The organism is Roseovarius amoyensis, from assembly GCF_003260265.1.
Taxonomy (GTDB): Bacteria; Pseudomonadota; Alphaproteobacteria; order Rhodobacterales; family Rhodobacteraceae; genus Roseovarius; species Roseovarius amoyensis.
Window position 1 is genome coordinate 36,158 of record NZ_QITQ01000020.1, and the last position, 18,020, is coordinate 54,177.

The 18,020-nt window shown below is 64.0% G+C and carries 22 protein-coding genes; 11 read left to right on the forward strand and 11 right to left on the reverse strand.

What is annotated here, in order from left to right:
• Nucleotides 1-2 precede the first annotated feature (2 nt).
• Nucleotides 3-479, reverse strand: coding sequence for a hemerythrin domain-containing protein (locus DL899_RS14935; protein WP_111735164.1), 477 nt, complete (start codon nt 477-479; stop codon nt 3-5).
• Between the two features lie 179 nt (nt 480-658).
• On the opposite strand from DL899_RS14935, the gene DL899_RS14940 reads away from it, so the two are divergent.
• The 3 genes from DL899_RS14940 to DL899_RS14950 all read left to right on the forward strand — a co-directional run bounded on the left by DL899_RS14940 (nt 659) and on the right by DL899_RS14950 (nt 2,150).
• Nucleotides 659-1,375, forward strand: coding sequence for a GNAT family N-acetyltransferase (locus tag DL899_RS14940; RefSeq protein WP_111735199.1), 717 nt, complete (start codon nt 659-661; stop codon nt 1,373-1,375).
• Between the two features lie 83 nt (nt 1,376-1,458).
• Nucleotides 1,459-1,863: a methylmalonyl-CoA epimerase gene (gene mce / locus DL899_RS14945; RefSeq protein ID WP_111735165.1), complete on the forward strand. Its 405-nt coding sequence runs from the start codon at nt 1,459-1,461 to the stop codon at nt 1,861-1,863.
• Complete coding sequence (locus DL899_RS14950) at nt 1,863-2,150, forward strand: DUF1467 family protein (protein WP_111735166.1); 288 nt, start codon at nt 1,863-1,865, stop codon at nt 2,148-2,150. Before mce ends, DL899_RS14950 begins: the two co-directional genes overlap by 1 nt.
• A gap of 16 nt (nt 2,151-2,166) precedes the next feature.
• Here DL899_RS14950 and DL899_RS14955 read toward each other — a convergent pair whose 3' ends face one another.
• The 7 genes from DL899_RS14955 to DL899_RS14985 all read right to left on the reverse strand — a co-directional run bounded on the left by DL899_RS14955 (nt 2,167) and on the right by DL899_RS14985 (nt 8,226).
• Complete coding sequence (locus DL899_RS14955) at nt 2,167-2,502, reverse strand: SMR family transporter (protein WP_111735167.1); 336 nt, start codon at nt 2,500-2,502, stop codon at nt 2,167-2,169.
• Between the two features lie 109 nt (nt 2,503-2,611).
• Entirely contained in the window at nt 2,612-3,073 is a 462-nt protein-coding gene (locus tag DL899_RS14960) for a hypothetical protein (RefSeq protein ID WP_111735168.1), read from the reverse strand.
• Nucleotides 3,074-3,144: 71 nt separating this feature from the next.
• Nucleotides 3,145-4,359 (reverse strand): NADP-dependent isocitrate dehydrogenase, encoded by a 1,215-nt coding sequence (locus tag DL899_RS14965; protein WP_111735169.1) that lies wholly within the window; start codon nt 4,357-4,359, stop codon nt 3,145-3,147.
• Between the two features lie 133 nt (nt 4,360-4,492).
• Nucleotides 4,493-5,713 (reverse strand): multidrug effflux MFS transporter, encoded by a 1,221-nt coding sequence (locus tag DL899_RS14970; protein WP_111735170.1) that lies wholly within the window; start codon nt 5,711-5,713, stop codon nt 4,493-4,495.
• The gene (locus DL899_RS14975; RefSeq protein ID WP_111735171.1) at nt 5,710-6,060 is read right to left on the reverse strand and encodes a potassium channel family protein; all 351 of its coding nucleotides are present in this window, start codon (nt 6,058-6,060) and stop codon (nt 5,710-5,712) included. Before DL899_RS14975 ends, DL899_RS14970 begins: the two co-directional genes overlap by 4 nt.
• Complete coding sequence (locus DL899_RS14980) at nt 6,057-6,713, reverse strand: DsbA family oxidoreductase (protein ID WP_111735172.1); 657 nt, start codon at nt 6,711-6,713, stop codon at nt 6,057-6,059. The genes DL899_RS14975 and DL899_RS14980 overlap by 4 nt, the downstream gene beginning before the upstream one ends.
• Nucleotides 6,700-8,226, reverse strand: a complete 1,527-nt coding sequence (locus tag DL899_RS14985) for a class I adenylate-forming enzyme family protein (RefSeq protein WP_111735173.1) — start codon at nt 8,224-8,226, stop codon at nt 6,700-6,702. The genes DL899_RS14980 and DL899_RS14985 overlap by 14 nt, the downstream gene beginning before the upstream one ends.
• Before the next feature lie 64 nt (nt 8,227-8,290).
• Between DL899_RS14985 and DL899_RS14990 the strand changes: the two genes are divergently transcribed.
• Nucleotides 8,291-8,914 carry a helix-turn-helix domain-containing protein gene (locus tag DL899_RS14990; protein ID WP_111735174.1) on the forward strand — a complete coding sequence of 208 codons (624 nt, stop codon included), beginning with the start codon at nt 8,291-8,293 and terminating at the stop codon, nt 8,912-8,914.
• A gap of 66 nt (nt 8,915-8,980) precedes the next feature.
• Here the strand turns inward: DL899_RS14990 and DL899_RS14995 are convergent, their stop codons facing one another.
• Complete coding sequence (locus DL899_RS14995) at nt 8,981-9,667, reverse strand: EI24 domain-containing protein (RefSeq protein WP_111735175.1); 687 nt, start codon at nt 9,665-9,667, stop codon at nt 8,981-8,983.
• Nucleotides 9,664-10,242, reverse strand: coding sequence for a nitroreductase family protein (locus tag DL899_RS15000; RefSeq protein ID WP_111735176.1), 579 nt, complete (start codon nt 10,240-10,242; stop codon nt 9,664-9,666). The genes DL899_RS14995 and DL899_RS15000 overlap by 4 nt, the downstream gene beginning before the upstream one ends.
• Before the next feature lie 115 nt (nt 10,243-10,357).
• Between DL899_RS15000 and DL899_RS15005 the strand changes: the two genes are divergently transcribed.
• The gene (locus DL899_RS15005; RefSeq protein ID WP_111735177.1) at nt 10,358-10,612 is read left to right on the forward strand and encodes a DUF167 domain-containing protein; all 255 of its coding nucleotides are present in this window, start codon (nt 10,358-10,360) and stop codon (nt 10,610-10,612) included.
• Here the strand turns inward: DL899_RS15005 and DL899_RS15010 are convergent.
• Nucleotides 10,599-10,847 (reverse strand): hypothetical protein, encoded by a 249-nt coding sequence (locus tag DL899_RS15010; protein WP_111735178.1) that lies wholly within the window; start codon nt 10,845-10,847, stop codon nt 10,599-10,601. The genes DL899_RS15005 and DL899_RS15010 overlap by 14 nt on opposite strands.
• 120 nt (nt 10,848-10,967) lie before the next feature.
• Between DL899_RS15010 and DL899_RS15015 the strand changes: the two genes are divergently transcribed.
• From DL899_RS15015 to DL899_RS15040, 6 genes are all read left to right on the forward strand, one after another.
• Nucleotides 10,968-11,669 carry a M48 family metallopeptidase gene (locus tag DL899_RS15015; RefSeq protein ID WP_111735179.1) on the forward strand — a complete coding sequence of 234 codons (702 nt, stop codon included), beginning with the start codon at nt 10,968-10,970 and terminating at the stop codon, nt 11,667-11,669.
• 153 nt (nt 11,670-11,822) lie between these two features.
• Nucleotides 11,823-12,089 (forward strand): DUF6455 family protein, encoded by a 267-nt coding sequence (locus tag DL899_RS15020; RefSeq protein ID WP_111735180.1) that lies wholly within the window; start codon nt 11,823-11,825, stop codon nt 12,087-12,089.
• 31 nt (nt 12,090-12,120) lie between these two features.
• Nucleotides 12,121-12,408: a DUF6455 family protein gene (locus DL899_RS15025; RefSeq protein ID WP_111735181.1), complete on the forward strand. Its 288-nt coding sequence runs from the start codon at nt 12,121-12,123 to the stop codon at nt 12,406-12,408.
• Nucleotides 12,409-12,528: 120 nt separating this feature from the next.
• The gene (locus DL899_RS15030) at nt 12,529-14,208 is read left to right on the forward strand and encodes a thiamine pyrophosphate-dependent enzyme (protein WP_111735182.1); all 1,680 of its coding nucleotides are present in this window, start codon (nt 12,529-12,531) and stop codon (nt 14,206-14,208) included.
• A gap of 133 nt (nt 14,209-14,341) precedes the next feature.
• A complete protein-coding gene (locus DL899_RS15035) occupies nt 14,342-15,301 on the forward strand; it encodes a TAXI family TRAP transporter solute-binding subunit (protein WP_111735183.1) in 960 nt (319 codons plus the stop codon).
• Nucleotides 15,302-15,415: 114 nt separating this feature from the next.
• Nucleotides 15,416-18,007, forward strand: coding sequence for a TRAP transporter permease (locus tag DL899_RS15040; protein ID WP_111735184.1), 2,592 nt, complete (start codon nt 15,416-15,418; stop codon nt 18,005-18,007).
• Nucleotides 18,008-18,020: the final 13 nt, after the last annotated feature.

Consider the following 18,020-nt stretch of genomic DNA (forward strand, 5'->3'; position numbering starts at 1 on the left):
CTTCAGTCTTCGAGGCTGTCCTCGCGCTTTTTCGCGATCAGGCTGCGTTCCTCGGCCTTGCGCTTGAGAAAACGGTCGCCGAAGGCGTCGTTCTCTTCTGCGCCGATCACCTCTCGGGCGCGGGTGAAAACCTCGTCTTCCTCTTCGTCGATATGATGCTCGTAGTCGTGCCTGAGCGTCTCGAACCGCTGCAACCAGCCGGGCGAGGACATGTCCTTGTCGTTCAACTCCTCAAGGATGTCATCCATCTGCTGGTGTTCATGTACCGAGTGACGGGCGGCATCCTGTCCCCAGGTTTTGCTCATCAGCTTGGAATAAAACGTCTCTTCTTCGGCGGCAGCGTGTGATTTCACGTCTTGATAGAACGTTGCCCAGGCCTTGCGCCGGGCCTTGCTGTCGCCCGAGGTATCGGCGATTTCCTTCAGCAGGCTGCGGTGGCGCTGGTGGTCTTCCTGGATGGCATCATAAATCGACGGCATGTCATGGCTCCCATAGTGGTTGCGATATCCGTAAACGCGGGAAGGATCGGCAAAGTTCCGTGCGCCGGCCAAGATATGCGCCCGCTATTCAGGCTGGCGACCTGGCGTGATTTTGCGGTTCAAATTGGCGGGGCATGGCCTATTGTGGCGGCGATGACCGAGGGCAAGGCGGCGATTTCATGACAGACGAACGCCCGCAGGGCGCGCCCGTACCGGGCTGGACACCGCCGCCGCGCCCCGCCGGCGAGGCGATGCAGGGCGGCTATGCGCGGCTGGAACGGCTGGATGCCCAGCGTCATGCGGCGCTGCTGTACCAGGCGTTCGACGAGCATGATGAGGTATGGGATTATATGCCCGATGGCCCCTTTGCCTCGGCCGCGCAGTTTCACCGCTGGGTGCGCACGGCCACCGCGCGCGACGACATCCTGTTTCACGCCATCCAGAATCTCGATAGCGGCGAATTTGGTGGCTTTGCCTCTTACCTGCGGATCAAGCCCGACGCGGGGTCGATCGAGGTCGGCTATATCGCGCTGTCACCGCGCCTGCAGCGCAGCCGCGCGGCGACCGAGGCGATGTACCTGATGATGAAATGGGCGTTCGAGGCCGGCTATCGCCGCTATGAATGGAAATGCAACGCGCTCAACCTTGCCTCGCGTCGCGCGGCGCAGCGGCTTGGGTTCAGCTACGAGGGGGTTTTCCGGCAGGCGACCGTGGTCAAGGGCCGCAACCGCGATACCGCCTGGTTCTCGGTGATCGACAGCGAATGGCCGGCGCTGGACGAGGCGTTTCGCCTGTGGCTCAGCCCGGCGAATTTCGACGCGCGTGGCCAACAGCGCGAACGGCTGAGCGATCTGACCCGCCTGGTGCGCGCCGCCGGCGATCCGGCGCTGGGCTGACGCCATCCGTTGCACGCGCTGACGCTTGCACCGCTCTGCGCGGGCGTTCATAACGGGGCCGATTCAGCCAGCGAGGATGACCCATGATCGGACGCCTGAACCACGTCGCCATCGCCGTTCCCGACCTGAACGCCGCGGCAGAGCAATATCGCAGCGTTCTGTGTGCCAAGGTCGGCGCGCCGCAGGACGAGCCCGACCACGGGGTTACCGTCATCTTCATCGAACTGCCCAATACCAAGATCGAGCTGCTTTACCCGCTGGGCGAGGACAGCCCGATCAAGGGGTTTTTGGAAAAGAACCCCGCAGGCGGTATCCACCATATCTGTTACGAGGTCGATGACATCCTCGCCGCGCGTGACCGGCTCAAGGCGTCCGGCGCGCGGGTGCTGGGATCGGGTGAGCCAAAGATCGGCGCCCACGGCAAGCCGGTGCTGTTCCTGCATCCCAAGGATTTTCAGGGCACGCTGGTGGAACTGGAACAGGTCTGATGAGCATCGCCTCTGCCATCGTCCTGTTCATCGTCATCTGGTTCATGACCTTTCTCACGGTGCTGCCGATCCGTATCCAGACCCAAGGCGAGGCTGGCAAGGTGGTGCCGGGCACGCATTCGGGTTCGCCCGAACACCATCACATCAAGCGCAAGATGCTGATCGTCACCGGCCTTGCGGCGGTGCTGTGGGGAATCGTCTTTGCGATCATCGTCACCGGCACCGTGACGGTGCGTGATATCGACATGTTCGACCGCATGGGTCCGGCGACCGAAGAAGGGTCCTGACCGCCTTTCGCCAGCCTTAGTGGGTAGCGGTGGTCGAAAAGACGTTGATCACCAGGATGCCGGCGATGATCAGGCCCATGCCCAGCAGCGCCGCCATGTCGACACCTTGCCGGAATACCGCCCAGCCCAGGAACGCGGTCAGGCAGATGCCCAGCCCCGACCAGATGGCGTAGGTGATGCCCAGAGGCAGGTATTTCAGCACGATGGTGAACAGGTAGAAGGCCATGCCGAAACCGATGACGACGCCGAGGGACGGCCAGAACCGGGTGAATTGCTGGCTGGCCTGCAGCGACATCGAGCCAAGCCCCTCGAAGAGCACGGCAAGGATGAGAATCGCATAGACATTGAGCATCGGGTCCCCCTTCGGCTTGAATAGCGATGAGGGCATAACGCCCAAGGCGTCTTGCCGGGTCAAGACGGATTACGGGAAACCGGGCGATGGCGTCATCTGCGGTGCCGCCCTACCTGATGTACGCAAGGAACGTTTCTCGCGTGATTTCGGCCAGATACAGCGTCGTTTCCGTGATCGTGACCACGATCATCGGGACCATCTTGAAGTCCTGCTTCACGATGAAATAGTAAGGCCTCTTGGCGTCGACCGTGAGTTGCATTGTGACAGGTCTGAAGGCCGTGCCGATATTCGTTGCATAGCCGACCTCGATCATGTGGGCGCCTGCCGGAAGCGTGAATTCCAGCGCCTCGCGGTTGGCGATCCGGCCGACGGACGTGCCGTCGACACGAACGTCCATCCGGCCGACGGACCCGGCAAAGCCGGTGTCGCGGTATATATAGGCCGAGCCCGGATTGACGTCCTTGACGGATTGGAGGATCGCGTCGGTGCCCTGTACGCCATCCCCGGCGCAGGCTGTCAGAAACAGAAGACATGCGGCATACGCCACGAAGATGCGTGCAGGTCGGAACATCGGGGCCTCTCTGGCTGCAAGAAGACAGGCGCAGGTAGTTGCGCCCGCCTGTCTTGCTACCATGAGGTGTGTCAGCCAGCCAGCGCCTTGTTGAGGTTCTCTTCGATCTTCTCGAGGAAGCCCATCGTCGTCAGCCAGCCCTGATCAGGGCCCACCAGCAGTGCCAGGTCCTTGGTCATGTGGCCCGATTCGACAGTATCGACGATGACGCGTTCCAGGGTATCGGCGAAATGCATCAGCTTGTCGTTGCCGTCCAGCTTGGCGCGGTGCTTGAGCCCGCCAGTCCAGGCATAGATCGAGGCGATCGAGTTGGTCGACGTTTCCTCGCCCTTCTGGTGCTGGCGATAGTGGCGGGTGACGGTGCCGTGGGCCGCCTCGGCCTCGACGACCTTGCCGTCGGGCGTCATCAGCTGGCTGGTCATCAGCCCGAGGCTGCCAAAGCCTTGCGCCACGGTGTCGGACTGAACGTCGCCATCGTAGTTCTTGCACGCCCAGACAAAGCCGCCGTTCCATTTCATCGCGCAGGCGACCATGTCGTCGATCAGCCGGTGTTCATAGGTGATCCCGGCTTTTTTGAACTTGTCGGCGAATTCCTCGTCAAACACCTTCTGGAAGATGATCATGAACTGGCCATCATACTGCTTGAGGATGGTGTTCTTGGTCGACAGGTACAGCGGCCAGCCCATGTTGAGCGCATAGTTCATCGAGGCGCGGGCGAAATCGCGGATCGAATCGTCGAGGTTGTACATGCCCATGTAGACGCCCGAAGAGGGGGCCTTGAACACTTCTTCCTCGATCACGGTGCCGTCTTCGCCGACGAATTTCATGCTCAGCGTGCCGGCACCGGGGAATTTCATGTCGGTGGCGCGGTACTGGTCGCCATAGGCGTGACGGCCGATAACGATGGGCTGGGTCCAGCCCGGCACCAGGCGCGGCACGTTCTTGCAGATGATCGGCGCGCGGAACACCACGCCGCCCAGGATGTTGCGGATGGTGCCGTTGGGGCTGCGCCACATCTTCTTGAGGCCGAATTCCTCGACCCGGGCCTCGTCGGGGGTGATGGTGGCGCATTTGACGGCGACGCCCACCTCTTTGGTTTTTTCGGCGGCGTCGATGGTGATCTGGTCGTCGGTCGCGTCACGGCTTTCGATGCCGAGATCGTAATACAGCAGATCGACATCGAGATAGGGCAGGATCAGCTTTTTCTTGATGAAGTCCCAGATGATCCGGGTCATCTCGTCGCCGTCCATCTCGACGATGGGGTTTTCTACCTTGATCTTGGACATGGGCGTGGCCTCTTGGGTTTGGGTACGTCTATCGAGGCACGCCGTATCCCAAAAAGACGGCGTTGAAAAGTGCTGTATACTGTTGCATGCGAAAACTTGCGCAGCTTTTTCGGTGCCGGCCGCAAGGCCCGCGTCAGTACCGTTCCAGTCGCCGCAGCACCAGCATCAGGGCAAAGGCGATGACCGCCATGACCTCGATGCCGATGGCCAGCGGCAGCGGTGTGCCGTCGAATGCCAGGCCGACCGGCACAGCCAACAGCACCGACAGCACAGTCGAGGCGGCGCCGATGGCGCTGGCGGCCATGCCGGCGACATGGCCCAGCGGCTCCATCGCCATGGCGTTGAGGTTGCCGATGGTCAGACCGACATGGTAGAAAATGCCGACCTGCCAGGCAAAGAACAGGTAGAACAGCGCATCACCGCCAAGCCCCGAGAGCAGCACTGCGATCATGCCGCATGACAGCGCGATCTGGATTGCCAGCATTGTCGTCACCAGAAACCGCATGCCCAGCCGCATCACCAGCGTCGCGTTCAGAAAGCTCGACGTGCCGGCGATGATCGCGCAGACGCCGAACCAGGCCGGAAAACTGTCGCCACGGCCAAAGCTGATTTCGTAGACCTGCTGGACCGACGAGAGCATGGAAAAGAGCATTCCATAGCAAAGCGCCTGCACCAGGATCGAAATGCGCACCGAAGCGTGGGAAAACACCTCTGCTATGGCCGAGATCAGCGCCCCGGGCATGAACGGGCGGCGCATGTCGCGCGGCAGGGGTTCCGGCAGACGCAGCATCACCCACAGCGTCGAAATCGCCGAAAACACCGCGAACGACACGAATATGCTGCGCCAGCCGCCCGCCGCCATGATCGCCGCGCCAAGCAGCGGGGCCAGCGCCGGCACCAGCGTGAACACGATCATCACGAACGACATCAGCCGGGCCATTTCGCGGCCCGAATACAGGTCGCGGATGATCGCCAGTGTAACGATGCGCGGACCGGCGGCGCCGATCCCCTGTATCAGCCGCGCTGCCAGGATCAGTTCGAGCGACGATGATGCCCAGGCCAGCGCCGCCGAGGCGATGTAGATGGCCGCCCCGGCGACGATCACCGGCTTGCGCCCGAAGGTGTCGGAAAGCGGCCCGGAAATGAACGTGCCCAGCCCCATCCCGAGAATGAAGGTGGTGATGATCAGCTGCGCCTCGTTGCGGTCCTCGGGCACCAGCTCGCCACCGATGGTGTGCAGCGCGGGCAGCATCGCGTCGATGGAAAAGGCGATGGTGGCGAACATCATCGCCATCATCGCCACGAATTCGACGGGTCCTGGGCCGTTGGCGCGACCGGCGCGGGGCGGGGTCATGAGGGTGGCGTATCCTTGCCGTGGTCCTGCCCGGAACGATGGATCTTTGGTTCGTTGTCCTTTGCCCCGTGCGGACGGTGCAGCCGTCGGGCGACCGCATAGGCGGCGAATTGCTGGATCACCAGCGCAAAGACACCGAGACCCAGAAAGATCATCACCGTGGTGCCGATCTTGCCGATCGCGGTGGCCGGCACGAGGCTGCCGTAACCGACGGTCGAAAGCGTCACCACGGTAAAGAAATAGGCGTCAAGCCAGCTCCACCCCTCGACGTACCGGAAAAACGCCGTGCCGCCGGCGATGATCAGCACCAGCGTAGCCAGCAGGGCGATGCCACGACCCGGCTTCATGCCCCTGCCGTGCCGCCCTGGGCCAGTTGTTCGTTGATCTCGTCGATCACCTTTATCCACAGCTCTGGCGGCTGACAGCCGGGCACTGCGTGTTGGCCCGCGACGATAAAGGTCGGCACGCCGGTTATCCCCATTTCACGAAATTTCTGGTCCTGGCTGCGGATATCTTCGGCATCCACATCGGATTCGAGCAATTTCGTCACCACCGCCGCATCCATGCCGGCACTGTCGGCTATGTCGGCCAGGACCTCTTTATCCCCAATGTCGCGCGCTTCCTGGAAATAGGCCCGAAACAGTGCCATCGCCACCGGCATCTGCCGGCCCTCGATGCCGGCCCAGTGGATCAGGCGGTGGGCGTCCAGGGTGTTGGGCGTGCGCTTGATGGCGGCGAAGTCGATGTTCAGCCCCGCCTCTTCGGCGCGTTCCAGCACCGGGGCATAGGCGCGCGCGGCGGCCTCTTTCCCGCCGAACTTGGTTTCCAGGTAGGTGTGGCGGTCCATGCCTTCGGGCGGCATGTCGGGGTTCAGCTGATAGGGGAACCAGCGAATGGTGAACGGGTGGCGCGGACGTTCGGCGATCGCCCGGTCAAGCAGTGTCTTGCCGATATAGCACCAGGGGCAGATCGGGTCGGAGATGATGTCAAGAGTGACCATGAAGCGCCTTGTAGATGGGCCGCAATGCGCGGCGCAGGATTTTGCCGTTGGCGCCGGTGGGCAGCGCGTCGAGATGAAAGTAACCGCGCGGGCACTTGTAGCTTGCCAGGCGTTCGGCGGCAAATGCGGCCAGCTCGGCCTCGGGCACGGGCTCGGGGCCGGTGTAGAAGGCCATGATCAGGCGCGCATCCTGCTTGACCTCGACATCGGTCACGGCGGCCAGCGTGATGCCGGGATGGGTGTTGAGCACCGCCTCCACCTCCAGCGGCGAGACGCGATAGCCGCCGGCATTCATCATGTCGTCGGACCGGCCCAGATAGGTGATGGCGCCGTCGGGGCCCATTACCCCCTGGTCGCCGGTCAGGAACCAGTCGCCGCGAAAGCGGGCGGCGGTGGCCTCGGGCGCGCCCAGGTATTCCAGCATCAGGCCGGGGTCGGTGCGATGCACCGCGATGGTGCCCTCTTCGCCCAGCGGCACGGGGCCGTCATCGCCCAGGATAGCAATTCGGCGGCCCGGTTGCGGAAAGCCCAGGCTGCCCTTGGGGGCTGGCCGGTCCGGCGCGGCGGAAATGAAGGTCGAGCATTCCGACATGCCATAAGCCTCGAAAATCGGGGTGCCTGTGGCCTGTTCCCACGCTGCGCGGATTGTGTCTAACAGCTTTTCCCCGGCCGAAAGCCCGTGCCGCAGGCGCGGCAGGTCAAACCGCTCGCCAGGTTTCAGGAACTTGCGGTAAACCCCCGGCGCGGCGGCGAAAATCGTGACGTCGTGACGCTTTAACAGCAGCGGCAGCTGGGTCGGGTCCAGCCCTGCCTGAGGGATCAGCGCGGTGGCGCCGGCGGTCCACGGGTCCATCAGCCCGGTGCCCAGCGTGTAGGTCCAGTTGAACGCGCCGGCATGCAGCAGGCGGTCGGACTGGCCCAGCCCGTGCCAGCCCTGCATCATCATCTGCCGTGCCCAGATGGCGCGATGGGCATGCACCACCGCACGCGGTGTGCCCGAGGTGCCGGAGGTATAGATGATATAGGCGGGGCGGTTGGGGTCGCCCATCACGAAATCGGTGGGCGGCAGATCGTGCATCGCCTGCAAGGTGTCCGGGTTGATCATCGGAATGTCGGTCGGCGGGCAGGCAATGGCCGGATCGCGCAGGATGGCGCCGGGCTTGATGGTGGCGATGATGGCCGCGACCTCGGGCTCGGTCAGCGCGGCCGAGGTCGGCAACGGCACCAGCCCGGCGGCGATGGCGCCGAGATAGGCGATGGGGAATTCCACCGTGTTGCCCAGCCGCATCAGCACCTTGTCGCCCGGTTTCAGCCCGGCCCGGCGCAGACCCGTCGCCGTGCCCATAACAGCAGCCTTGAGGCGGCCATAACTCCACCTTTCGGCGCGGGTGAGCCCCAACACCGCCAGCGCGATCTTGTCGGGGTCGTCATCGGCGCGCGCCAGCACATGCGCGGCCAAGTTGAAGGGCGCAGGGCAGGGGGCGAACGGTTCGGGTGTGGTCTGGGACAGCATGCCCCCGATTAGGCATCGGCGCCTCATGTTGCAAGGGGGCCGCGGCCAGCGTATAGCATCGGCCATGAAAGAGACGCTGCCGGGAAACCTTATCCGTATCGCGCGGCAGGACGGCGGCGGGCACGAGCCCGAACCGCTCAACCTGGGCGAACGGGTGCGCGGGCTGCGAAAATCGCGCGGCTGGACGCTGGAACAGGCCGCGCGGCAGGCCGGGCTGGCGCGCTCGACCCTGTCCAAGATCGAGAACGGCCAGATGTCGCCCACCTACGAGGCGCTGAAAAAGCTGGCGGTCGGGTTGCAGATCTCGATCCCGCAGCTTTTCACCCCGCCCCAGCGCGACCAGATCAGCGGCCGGCTGGCCGTGACCAAGGCGGGCGAGGGTACCCATCACGCCACCGCGACCTATGAACATGAATTGCTGGGCGAGGCGCTGAGCCGCAAGCGCATGCTGCCCTATCGCGCCCGCATCCGCGCCCGCTCGGTCGAGGAATTCGACGGCTGGGTGCGCCATGACGGCGAGGAATTCCTTTACGTTCTGACCGGGGTGATCCGGCTTTTTACCGAGTTCTATGAGCCGATCGAGATGCGTCGCGGCGACAGCGCCTATTACGACGCGGCGATGGGCCATAACGTGGTCTCGATCAGCGAAGAGGACGCGACGATCCTTTGGGTGACATCCCTGGTCTGAGGCGGGGTATGTTCGATCCAGCGCCCTATTCAGGTGGATAAACGTCGGTCCGACATTGGAATTTCGTCAGCTCGGCAGTCGGTGATAGATGTGGGTAAAGGTCGCCGCGCCCAAGATCGGGATGACCAGGTTCAGCAGCGGCACCGACAGTGGCAGTGCCATCAGGATGCCCGCCGCCCAGATCGTGAGCAGGTGCCGGCGCCGGGCCTTGCGCGCCTCGACCCGTCCGACGCGGCGAATGGCGACAAGGGTGAAATACTCCATGCCCAACAGATACCCGTTCAACCCGTAGAATATGAACGGTGCCAGCGGGGCAAAGGCGACATAGAGAAAGATCGCCACCAGGTTGGCGGCGATGATGATGCCGAGGAAATTGATCGTATCGCGCACCGCCTCTGACAGCGGCGTGCGGCGCGCGGGGCCGAGGCGGCTGTAATGGCGATCCTCGACCGCCTGCGCCACCTCGTCGAGGAACATCGAGGTGATGGCGGATGCCACCGGCACCATCAGCAGCGCCGACAGCACGATCATGAACAGCAGTGACCCGAAGCCCAGCAGATCGCCCAGCCATGTGATCTCTCCGACCACTGGCAGGGTCACGCTTTCGCCGGTCAGCATCTCGATCAGGAACAGCAAGCCCGCATAGGCCGCCACCAGCAACGCCAGTGTCAGCCCGATGCCGATAAACAGCACCTTGCGGAAACGCGGGTCGCCGATCTGGCCCAGGGCCAGGAAGAAACTGCTAAAGATCATTCGCTCATCCACTCGGTGATGCTGTCCAGATCGGGACGCGGGCGTTCGGGCGGGGCGGCGGACTCGGTCCCGATATGAATCATCCCGGCGACGCGTTCGTTTTCGGAAAGGTTCAGCGCCCGGGCGACGAAGGCGGGGTCGTGCACCGGCCAGCCGCTGAGCCAGTTGGCGCCCCAGCCAGAGGCAAGCGCAGCATTCAGCAGCGCCAGGCACACCGCCCCGGCCGAATAGGTCTGTTCGATCGGCGGGACCTTGTCAGAGGGTTTTTGCACCTCGATCACCGCCACGGCGAGATGGGCGTCAGCATATTGCGCGCGTGCCTTGGCAACCTCTTCGGCGGTTCGGCCCAGTTCCGGCCCCATCTGTGAAACCAGTTCGGCCAGACGCAGCAGCGCCTTGCGCTCCAGCACGATGAAACGCCACGGCTCCAGCTTGCCGTGATCGGGGCTGCGCGCGGCGGCGGTCAGGATGTCGCGCAGCGCGGCCCGGTCGGGCACCGGCGCCGTCAGGGTCTTGGCCGGGCGCGACCGCCGGGTCAGAAGGAATTCCATTGCGGCGGGGTTGGGTGCGGGCATGGGCGGTGTCCTGTCGTTCTGGTCGGTTTTTGGCTGCCCAGAGGTGTCGGATGCCTGATCGCGCGGGTCAAGCCCGGATCTTTCCTGCCCGGGCCGGACGCGCTAGGCAGGGTGCATGAATCTGCCCGATCTGTCACACTTGGCCCAACCCGGCACCACGATCGCGGTGCGCGCCACGCCCAAGGCCGCAAGAAACGCCATCGTCCTGCGCGATGGTGCGATCCGCGTGAATGTCACCGTCGCGCCCGAGGGCGGCAAGGCCAACGCGGCGGTGCAAAAACTGCTGGCCAAGGCGATGGGCGTGCCGAAATCGCGGTTGCGCCTCATCCGGGGCGAAACCGCGCGCGACAAGGTTTTCAGCGTGGATTGAGGGTCTTGCCGCCCAGCGAATACACCCCCTCGGGCAGGTTGAGCGCCGCGCCAAGGTCGCGCAGCTGCGACGGCGACAGGGTGACGCGCGCCACGCTGTCGGTGCGGGGGTCGTATTGCTCGACCGTCACGCATTCGGCAAAGGCGTTGATGATCACGTCCTCGCCCAGGGGCGCGGCGCCCTCGTCGACAAGGGTGATCACGGTGCAGTCGAATTCGTGTTCGATGGAAAACATGGGGTTCACCCTATCCCTTTGGCGGGTCTTTGCAAGCGCGGGTGCGGATCGCGCATCAATGCTGGCGCCGGCGCGTCAGCCTGCTAGATATTGGGTCAGAGAGTTTTGCGGAGGCTGCTCATGCGTCTGTTTGCTTTGGCGGTGTTCATCGCCCTTGTTTTGCAGGGCTGCACGGTTGCGACCGAGCCGGCGGAGGCCCCGGCGACAGCACCGCGCCCGGTGCCGGCCGCCGATGCGGCGGATATCTCGCGGTTCCGTACCATCGCCGCGCGGGTCGAACCCGTGGCCGAACGTATCTGCCGTGAACACGCCAACAGCCCCAACTGCGATTTCAACATCGTCATCGACGACCGGCCGGGTCTGCCGCCGAACGCCTATCAGACGCTCGACAAGAACAACCGCCCGATCCTGGCCTTTACCCTGTCGATCCTCGCCGATGTCGAGAACGCCGATCAGCTGGCGTTCGTCATGGGGCACGAGGCCGCGCATCACATCGCCGGCCATATCCCCCGCCAGCAGCAGAATGCGATGACCGGGGCGATCCTGCTGGGCGGACTGGTGTCGCTGACCGGGATGGGGTCGTCGGCGGTGGATGCGGCGGTCGATCTGGGCGCCGGCGTCGGCGCGCGCAGCTATTCCAAGGATTATGAGTTGGAGGCCGACGCCATCGGCACAGTGATCGCACATCATGCCGGGTATGACCCGGTGCGGGGCGCGGCCTATTTCACCCGCATCGCCGATCCGGGCGACAGGTTTCTGGGCAGTCACCCGCCCAATGCCAAGCGCATAGAAACCGTCCGCCGGGTGGCGGCCGGGCTCTGACCTGCGGCGAAATCTGGGTCAATGAATTGATTATAAACGAATAAAATCGACCTGTCCGCAGGCTGCGGGGCAGGGTTGATTCAAGTCAAGGACCCGCCGGCCCACCATGACGTACGCTGTCACAACAGGGAGCGAGGAAAAGGGGAGGCGAACATGCCGGCCTCGGGAATACAGCGGCGCCATGCAGAATTGATGGAGCGGATGGCGAATGCGCTTGGCCTTGATCTGGATGAAAAGATCATGGAGGGCCAGCTGGACATCGAGACGCTGGACGATGCGGTCTTGTGCTGCACCGGCTGTACCGATCCGGATGGCTGCGACCATTGGCTGAAAGCCCAGCAGGGCATCGCACCGGCAGCGCCAGGTACCTGCCGTAACATGACCCTGTTCGAGATGCTCAAGCGGGGCACGCGGATATGATGCCGCTGCACCCCGTAAAGGAGGTTTCAAGATGACCGCGATACTTGCGCGCCTGGGTGATCCGAACCGCGCCTTCTGGCTGACCCGCTCGGTGGCGCGTGCCATCGACGTGAATCTGTCCGAGGCCATGCAGCAGGGCGACCTGTCTGCGGCCGATTACAGCGCCATGGTCACCCGTTGCCGAAAGTGCATGCATGCCGACGACTGTGAGGCATGGCTGGCAACCAATGGCGCCGGTGCCGAACGGGCGCCTGAACATTGCGCCAATGCTGACCTGCTGAACACCCTGCCGGCGGGGCGGCGTTCGATCCGGGTCTAGGTCCATTCCGCCCGAAAGGGGCTTGTATTCCCGGCCTGCGGGGGTTGCGGGCCTCGCCAAGTCGTGCCTTGATGCCGTGCGGCGGCAATGGCTGTGGCAGGTGAAAAGGGATAATCGGATATGGCCAGAACCGGCGGGCAGCTCTTGGTGGAATGTCTCGAGGCGCTGGGGGCGCAGCGGTGTTTCGGTGTCCCCGGGGAAAGCTATCTTGCCGTGCTCGACGCGCTGCACGCCTCTGCCGGGCGGCTGGACTATGTGCTTTGCCGGCACGAGGGCGGCGCCGCATTCATGGCCGCCGCGCATGGCAAGCTGACCGGTCAGCCGGGGCTGTGCCTGGTTACCCGCGGGCCGGGCGCCACCAATGCGTCGATCGGGGTGCATACGGCGATGCAGGACAGCGTGCCGATGATCCTGCTGGTGGGGCAGGTGGGCACCGACATGAAGGGGCGCGAGGCGTTCCAGGAACTCGATTACCGCGCGGTGTTCGGCAGCATGGCGAAATGGGTGACCGAGATCGACGATGCCGCGCGCATACCGGAAATCATCGCCCGCGCCTGGACGACCGCCATTTCCGGGCGCCCGGGGCCGGTCGTGCTGGCATTGCCTGATGACATGCTGACCGACACCACGGATGCGCAGCCGGTATCGGGGGCGGCCGAGATCGCCGAGCCACACCCCGACCCGGCGGCGGTGGTGCGGGTGCGTGACATGCTGGCGGCTGCCGAACGGCCGCTGATCCTTTACGGTGGCAACGGCTGGGATGCGGCGGGCAGCGCCGCCTTGCAGGGCTTTGCCGAAGGGTCCGACATCCCGGTCGTGTCGGCGTTCCGCTATCAGGATCGGTTCGACAACCATTCGCCGGTGTTTTGCGGCGAGGCGGGGGTGGCGATGGCCCCGCATGTGCGTGACCTGATTTCCGGGGCAGATACGATCCTCGCCATCGAGACCCGCTTTGGCGAGAATGTCACCGGCGGCTATGAATTGCTGTCGGTGCCGGAACCTGTGCAGCAGATCATTCATGTGCATGGCTCCGACCGCGAGTTGGGCAAGGTCTATCGCCCGGCGCTGGGCATCCATGCCGGGCCCAACGCCTTTGCCGCCGCGCTGGCCGCGACGGGCGCGGTCAGCGCCAGCCGGGGTGGCTGGCGGGCCGATGCGCGCCAGGCGTACGAGGCCGCCTTTGACCTGCCCGATCTGCCCTCGCCGGTGGATATGGGACATGTCATGGCGCATCTGCGCGAGGTTCTGCCCGAGGATGCAATCGTGACCAACGGGGCGGGTAATTTCGCCATCTGGTCGGGACGGTTCCTGAAATACGGGCCGGCGGCGCGTCTGCTGGCACCGCAGTCGGGGGCGATGGGCTATGGTTTGCCCGCCGCCATAGCGGCCAAGCTGGCCCATCCCGACCGGTTGGTGCTGTGTTTCACCGGCGACGGCGATTTCCAGATGACCGCGTCAGAGCTGGCCACCGCCGCACAGGCCGGGGCGCAGCCGGTGGTGCTGGTGCTCAACAATGGTATCTACGGCACCATTCGCGCACACCAGGAACGCACCTATCCCGGCCGTGTCTTTGGCACCTCGATGACCGTGAACCCCGATTTCGCCGCGCTGGCGCGAGCGCACGGATTTCACGCCGAGCGTGTCGAAAAGACCGCCGATTTCGCCGCCGCGTTCGAGCGCGCCCGCACCTCTGACAGCGGTGCGGTGCTGGATCTGGCAATCTCTCCCGAGGCGCTGAGCCCCCGCGCCACGCTGAGCCAGATGCGCGCAGCAGGACAGGCCGCAGCGGCAGGCCGCTGACCCCCGCCGAAGCCCCGGGATGCCGCAAGGGCAAAGCGGCAAGTCCCGTCACATGGGTTGCAATGTGACCCGGTTCTAAGTCTACTAGGGCATCGGGGCTTTGCCAAAAAGCTCGTCAACAAGGGAGAATGCCATGAGAAACGTCATTTTTGGCGCATTTGCAGCAATGGCCATTGGAGTGGCCGGCGGTGCCTCGGCGCAGCAATTCATCTCGATCGGCACCGGTGGCGTGACCGGCGTATACTATCCCACCGGCGGCGCCATCTGCCGTCTCGTGAACAAGGACCGCAAGGAACACGGTATCCGCTGCGCGGTCGAATCGACCGGCGGATCGGTCTACAACATCAACACCATCAAGGCTGGCGAGCTGGAATTCGGCGTGGCTCAGTCCGACTGGCAGTATCACGCCTATCACGGCACCTCGAAATTCGCCGACAACCCGTTCCCCGAGATCCGCGCCGTCTTTTCGGTGCATCCCGAGCCCTTTACTCTGCTGGTGCGCGCCGACAGCGGCATCGAGAACTTTGAGGGTCTCAAGGGCAAGCGCGTGAACGTGGGCAACCCCGGCTCTGGCCAGCGCGCCACCATGGAAGTGGTGATGGACGCCTTCGGCGTCACCATGGATGATTTTGCCCTTGCCACAGAATACAAGGGCTCGGAAATGGCCAAGCAGCTGTGCGACGGCAACATAGACGCCATGATCTATACCATCGGCCACCCGGCCGCGGCGATCAAGGAAGCCACCACCACCTGTGATGTGAAACTCATCGACGTGGCGGGCGAGCCGATCGAAAATCTGGTAGGGGAAAACCCCTATTACCGCGTCGCCACCATTCCCGGCGACATGTATGACGGCAACCCGCAGGACACCACCACCTTTGGTGTCGGCGCGACCTTCGTCACCTCGGCCGACGTCCCCGAGGATGTTGTTTATGTGGTCGCCAAGGCGGTGATGGAAAACATCGACGATTTCCGGCAGCTGCACCCGGCATTCGCCAATCTCGATCCGTCCGAGATGGTGGCCGAGGGGCTTTCGGCGCCGCTCCATCCCGGGGCCGAGAAGGCTTACAAGGAACTCGGTCTGATCGACTGAGCCGCAGAATGACAGGCGCCCGGATGAACCGGGCGCCTGTTTTCCTTGACGTCAACAACATCGGGGAGGGGGACAGTGAGCGATAACCCGCAAGAGGTACGCAGTGCTGACGACATGGTTGCAGAGGCCGATATCGGCGCCCGCAACCCAACATCCGCATGGCAGTCACAGCTGATCGTCGGCACCTGTATCGTCTGGTCGCTGTTTCAGCTTTACATTGCATCCAAGGTGCCCAGCCTCGTGGCCGAGGCGACGGGCATGTCCGTCTTTGCCAACATTGTCGCACAGGCCCGTTATGTGCACCTGGCCTTTGCCATCATGCTGGCGACGCTGGCGTTTCCGCTGTTTCGAAATTCGCCGCGCGACCGCATCCCGGCCTATGACTGGGCGTTGCTGCTGCTGGGCCTGGCGGCATGTCTTTACCTGGTTGTTTTCCGGTTCGAGATCGCCGACCGCCCGGGTCTGTGGACGACGACGGACGTGGTCATGTCGGCCATCGGCATGATGGTTCTGATGGTGTCGGTCTACCGCTCGCTGGGGCTGCCGCTGGTGGTCATCGCGTCCTGTTTCATCCTGTTCGCGTTCTTTGGCGGCTATTCGGAATGGGCGCGCAATATCACCAATTTCGGCGGCGCGTCGCTGTCAAAGGCGCTGGGGCATTACTGGATGCAGACCGAAGGCGTCTTTGGCGTGGCGCTGGGCGTGTCGACCACGATGATTTTTCTATTCGTGCTGTTTGGCGCGCTGCTGGACCGCGCCGGCGGCGGCAACTGGTTCATCAAGGTGGCGATCGCACTCTTGGGCGCGCTCAGGGGCGGGCCGGCCAAGGCGGCGGTGCTCAGCTCGATGATGACCGGGATGATCTCGGGGTCGTCCATCGCCAACACCGTGACCACCGGCACGTTCACCATCCCGCTGATGCGGCGGATCGGTTTTCCCGCCGAAAAGGCCGGCGCGGTCGAGGTTGCATCCTCGACCAATGGCCAGCTGACCCCGCCCGTGATGGGCGCGGCGGCCTTTCTGATGGTCGAATATGTCAACATTCCCTACATCGATGTCATCAAGCACGCCTTTCTGCCGGCGGTGATTTCCTACATCGCGCTGCTTTACATCGTGCACCTGGAAAGCCTGAAGATGGGGCTGAAGGGGCTGGAAAAGCCGGGTCGCCGCATCGGAGTGCTGATGATCCTGGTGCTGTTCCTGTCCGGGTTCATCTTTCTGGGCATCTGCGCCTTCCTGATGATCGGGCTCAGGGTGCTGCTTGACCCGGTTCTGGGTGACTCGGTTTATGCCGCGGTGGCGGTGCTGGCGCTGGCCTATGTTGTCCTTGTCGCGGTGGCAGCCCGCTATCCCGACCTGGAGGATGACAGGGATCAGACCGGCCCGCCGGTGGCGCCGCGGCTGACGCCGACGCTGATCGGCGGGCTCTATTTCGCCATCCCGATCTTCGTGCTGGTGTGGAACCTGATGGTGCGCACCGACAGCCTGGACCGGCTGTCGCCGGCGCTGTCGGCGTTCTGGGCCACGATCTTTATGATCGTGATCGCGCTGACGCACCGCCCGCTCAAGGCGTTTTTCCGCGGCCGGGCATTGTCGGCGGAGACGCGGCAGGGCTGGCATGATTTCGTCAACGGGCTGATCCTGGGTGCGCGCAACATGATCGGCATCGGCGTCGCCACCGGCGCGGCCGGCATCATCGTCGGCACTATCAGCCTGACCGGCGCGCACCAGGTCATCGGCCAGGTGATCGAGGTGGTGTCGGGCGGCAACCTGATGGTGCTGCTGTTCCTTGTCGCGGTGCTCAGCCTGATCCTGGGGATGGGGCTGCCGACCACCGCCAACTATATCGTGGTCTCCAGCCTGATGGCGCCGGTGATCGTATCGGTCGGGGCGCAGGCCGGGCTGGTGGTGCCGCTGATCGCGGTGCACATGTTCGTCTTTTATTTCGGCATCCTGGCCGATGACACGCCCCCCGTTGGGCTGGCGGCCTATGCCGCCGCAGCGATCAGCCGGGGTGACCCGATCATGACCGGGGTGCAGGGGTTTACCTATGACATCCGCACCGCGCTGCTGCCGTTCCTGTTCATCTTCAATACCGACCTGCTGCTGATTGATGTCGGGCCGGTCAAGGCGGTGATCGTGTTCGTGGTAGCACTGCTGGCGATGCTGCTGTTCGCGGCGGCGACGCAGGGCTATTTCATCGCCAAGTCCCGGAAATGGGAAAGCGCGGTGTTGCTGCTGGTCGCCTTCATGCTGTTCCGGCCAGGGTACTTTCTCGACCAGATCAGCGAGCCGTTCGCCACCGTCGAGGGGCCGGCGGCGCTGGCAATGATCGAGGGCGTGCCCGAGGGGCAGGACATCCGCCTGGCCATCGAGGGACCTGATTTCGACACCGGTGAGACGCGCTCGACGGTGATCGTGATCCCGGCCGTTCCCGGCGATGCGATGGCGGCGCTGTCGGAACAAGGGCTGACCGCGGTGGAGGAGGACGGCAAGCTGCTGCTGGAAGAGCCGTTCCCCGGCACGCCGCATTTCGAAACCATCGGCATCGAGTACGACTATTACGGCGACGCGCCGGTGGTCATCGCCCAGGCCCAGGTCGAAAACGACCGCATGCCCAAGGAAATCTTTTTCATCCCGGCGCTGTTGCTGCTGGCGGGGATCGTCCTGATCCAGCGTCCGCGTGCAACGCAGCCGGCGTTCTGAGGGAGGGACGGAG

Coding starts and splice junctions, on each gene's coding strand:
- DL899_RS14935 (WP_111735164.1), bottom strand. CDS start 479: ATGCCGTCGATTTATGATGCCATCCAGGAAGACCACCAGCGCCACCGC.
- DL899_RS14940 (WP_111735199.1), top strand. CDS start 659: ATGACAGACGAACGCCCGCAGGGCGCGCCCGTACCGGGCTGGACACCG.
- mce (WP_111735165.1), top strand. CDS start 1,459: ATGATCGGACGCCTGAACCACGTCGCCATCGCCGTTCCCGACCTGAAC.
- DL899_RS14950 (WP_111735166.1), top strand. CDS start 1,863: ATGAGCATCGCCTCTGCCATCGTCCTGTTCATCGTCATCTGGTTCATG.
- DL899_RS14955 (WP_111735167.1), bottom strand. CDS start 2,502: ATGCTCAATGTCTATGCGATTCTCATCCTTGCCGTGCTCTTCGAGGGG.
- DL899_RS14960 (WP_111735168.1), bottom strand. CDS start 3,073: ATGTTCCGACCTGCACGCATCTTCGTGGCGTATGCCGCATGTCTTCTG.
- DL899_RS14965 (WP_111735169.1), bottom strand. CDS start 4,359: ATGTCCAAGATCAAGGTAGAAAACCCCATCGTCGAGATGGACGGCGAC.
- DL899_RS14970 (WP_111735170.1), bottom strand. CDS start 5,713: ATGACCCCGCCCCGCGCCGGTCGCGCCAACGGCCCAGGACCCGTCGAA.
- DL899_RS14975 (WP_111735171.1), bottom strand. CDS start 6,060: ATGAAGCCGGGTCGTGGCATCGCCCTGCTGGCTACGCTGGTGCTGATC.
- DL899_RS14980 (WP_111735172.1), bottom strand. CDS start 6,713: ATGGTCACTCTTGACATCATCTCCGACCCGATCTGCCCCTGGTGCTAT.
- DL899_RS14985 (WP_111735173.1), bottom strand. CDS start 8,226: ATGCTGTCCCAGACCACACCCGAACCGTTCGCCCCCTGCCCTGCGCCC.
- DL899_RS14990 (WP_111735174.1), top strand. CDS start 8,291: ATGAAAGAGACGCTGCCGGGAAACCTTATCCGTATCGCGCGGCAGGAC.
- DL899_RS14995 (WP_111735175.1), bottom strand. CDS start 9,667: ATGATCTTTAGCAGTTTCTTCCTGGCCCTGGGCCAGATCGGCGACCCG.
- DL899_RS15000 (WP_111735176.1), bottom strand. CDS start 10,242: ATGCCCGCACCCAACCCCGCCGCAATGGAATTCCTTCTGACCCGGCGG.
- DL899_RS15005 (WP_111735177.1), top strand. CDS start 10,358: ATGAATCTGCCCGATCTGTCACACTTGGCCCAACCCGGCACCACGATC.
- DL899_RS15010 (WP_111735178.1), bottom strand. CDS start 10,847: ATGTTTTCCATCGAACACGAATTCGACTGCACCGTGATCACCCTTGTC.
- DL899_RS15015 (WP_111735179.1), top strand. CDS start 10,968: ATGCGTCTGTTTGCTTTGGCGGTGTTCATCGCCCTTGTTTTGCAGGGC.
- DL899_RS15020 (WP_111735180.1), top strand. CDS start 11,823: ATGCCGGCCTCGGGAATACAGCGGCGCCATGCAGAATTGATGGAGCGG.
- DL899_RS15025 (WP_111735181.1), top strand. CDS start 12,121: ATGACCGCGATACTTGCGCGCCTGGGTGATCCGAACCGCGCCTTCTGG.
- DL899_RS15030 (WP_111735182.1), top strand. CDS start 12,529: ATGGCCAGAACCGGCGGGCAGCTCTTGGTGGAATGTCTCGAGGCGCTG.
- DL899_RS15035 (WP_111735183.1), top strand. CDS start 14,342: ATGAGAAACGTCATTTTTGGCGCATTTGCAGCAATGGCCATTGGAGTG.
- DL899_RS15040 (WP_111735184.1), top strand. CDS start 15,416: ATGGTTGCAGAGGCCGATATCGGCGCCCGCAACCCAACATCCGCATGG.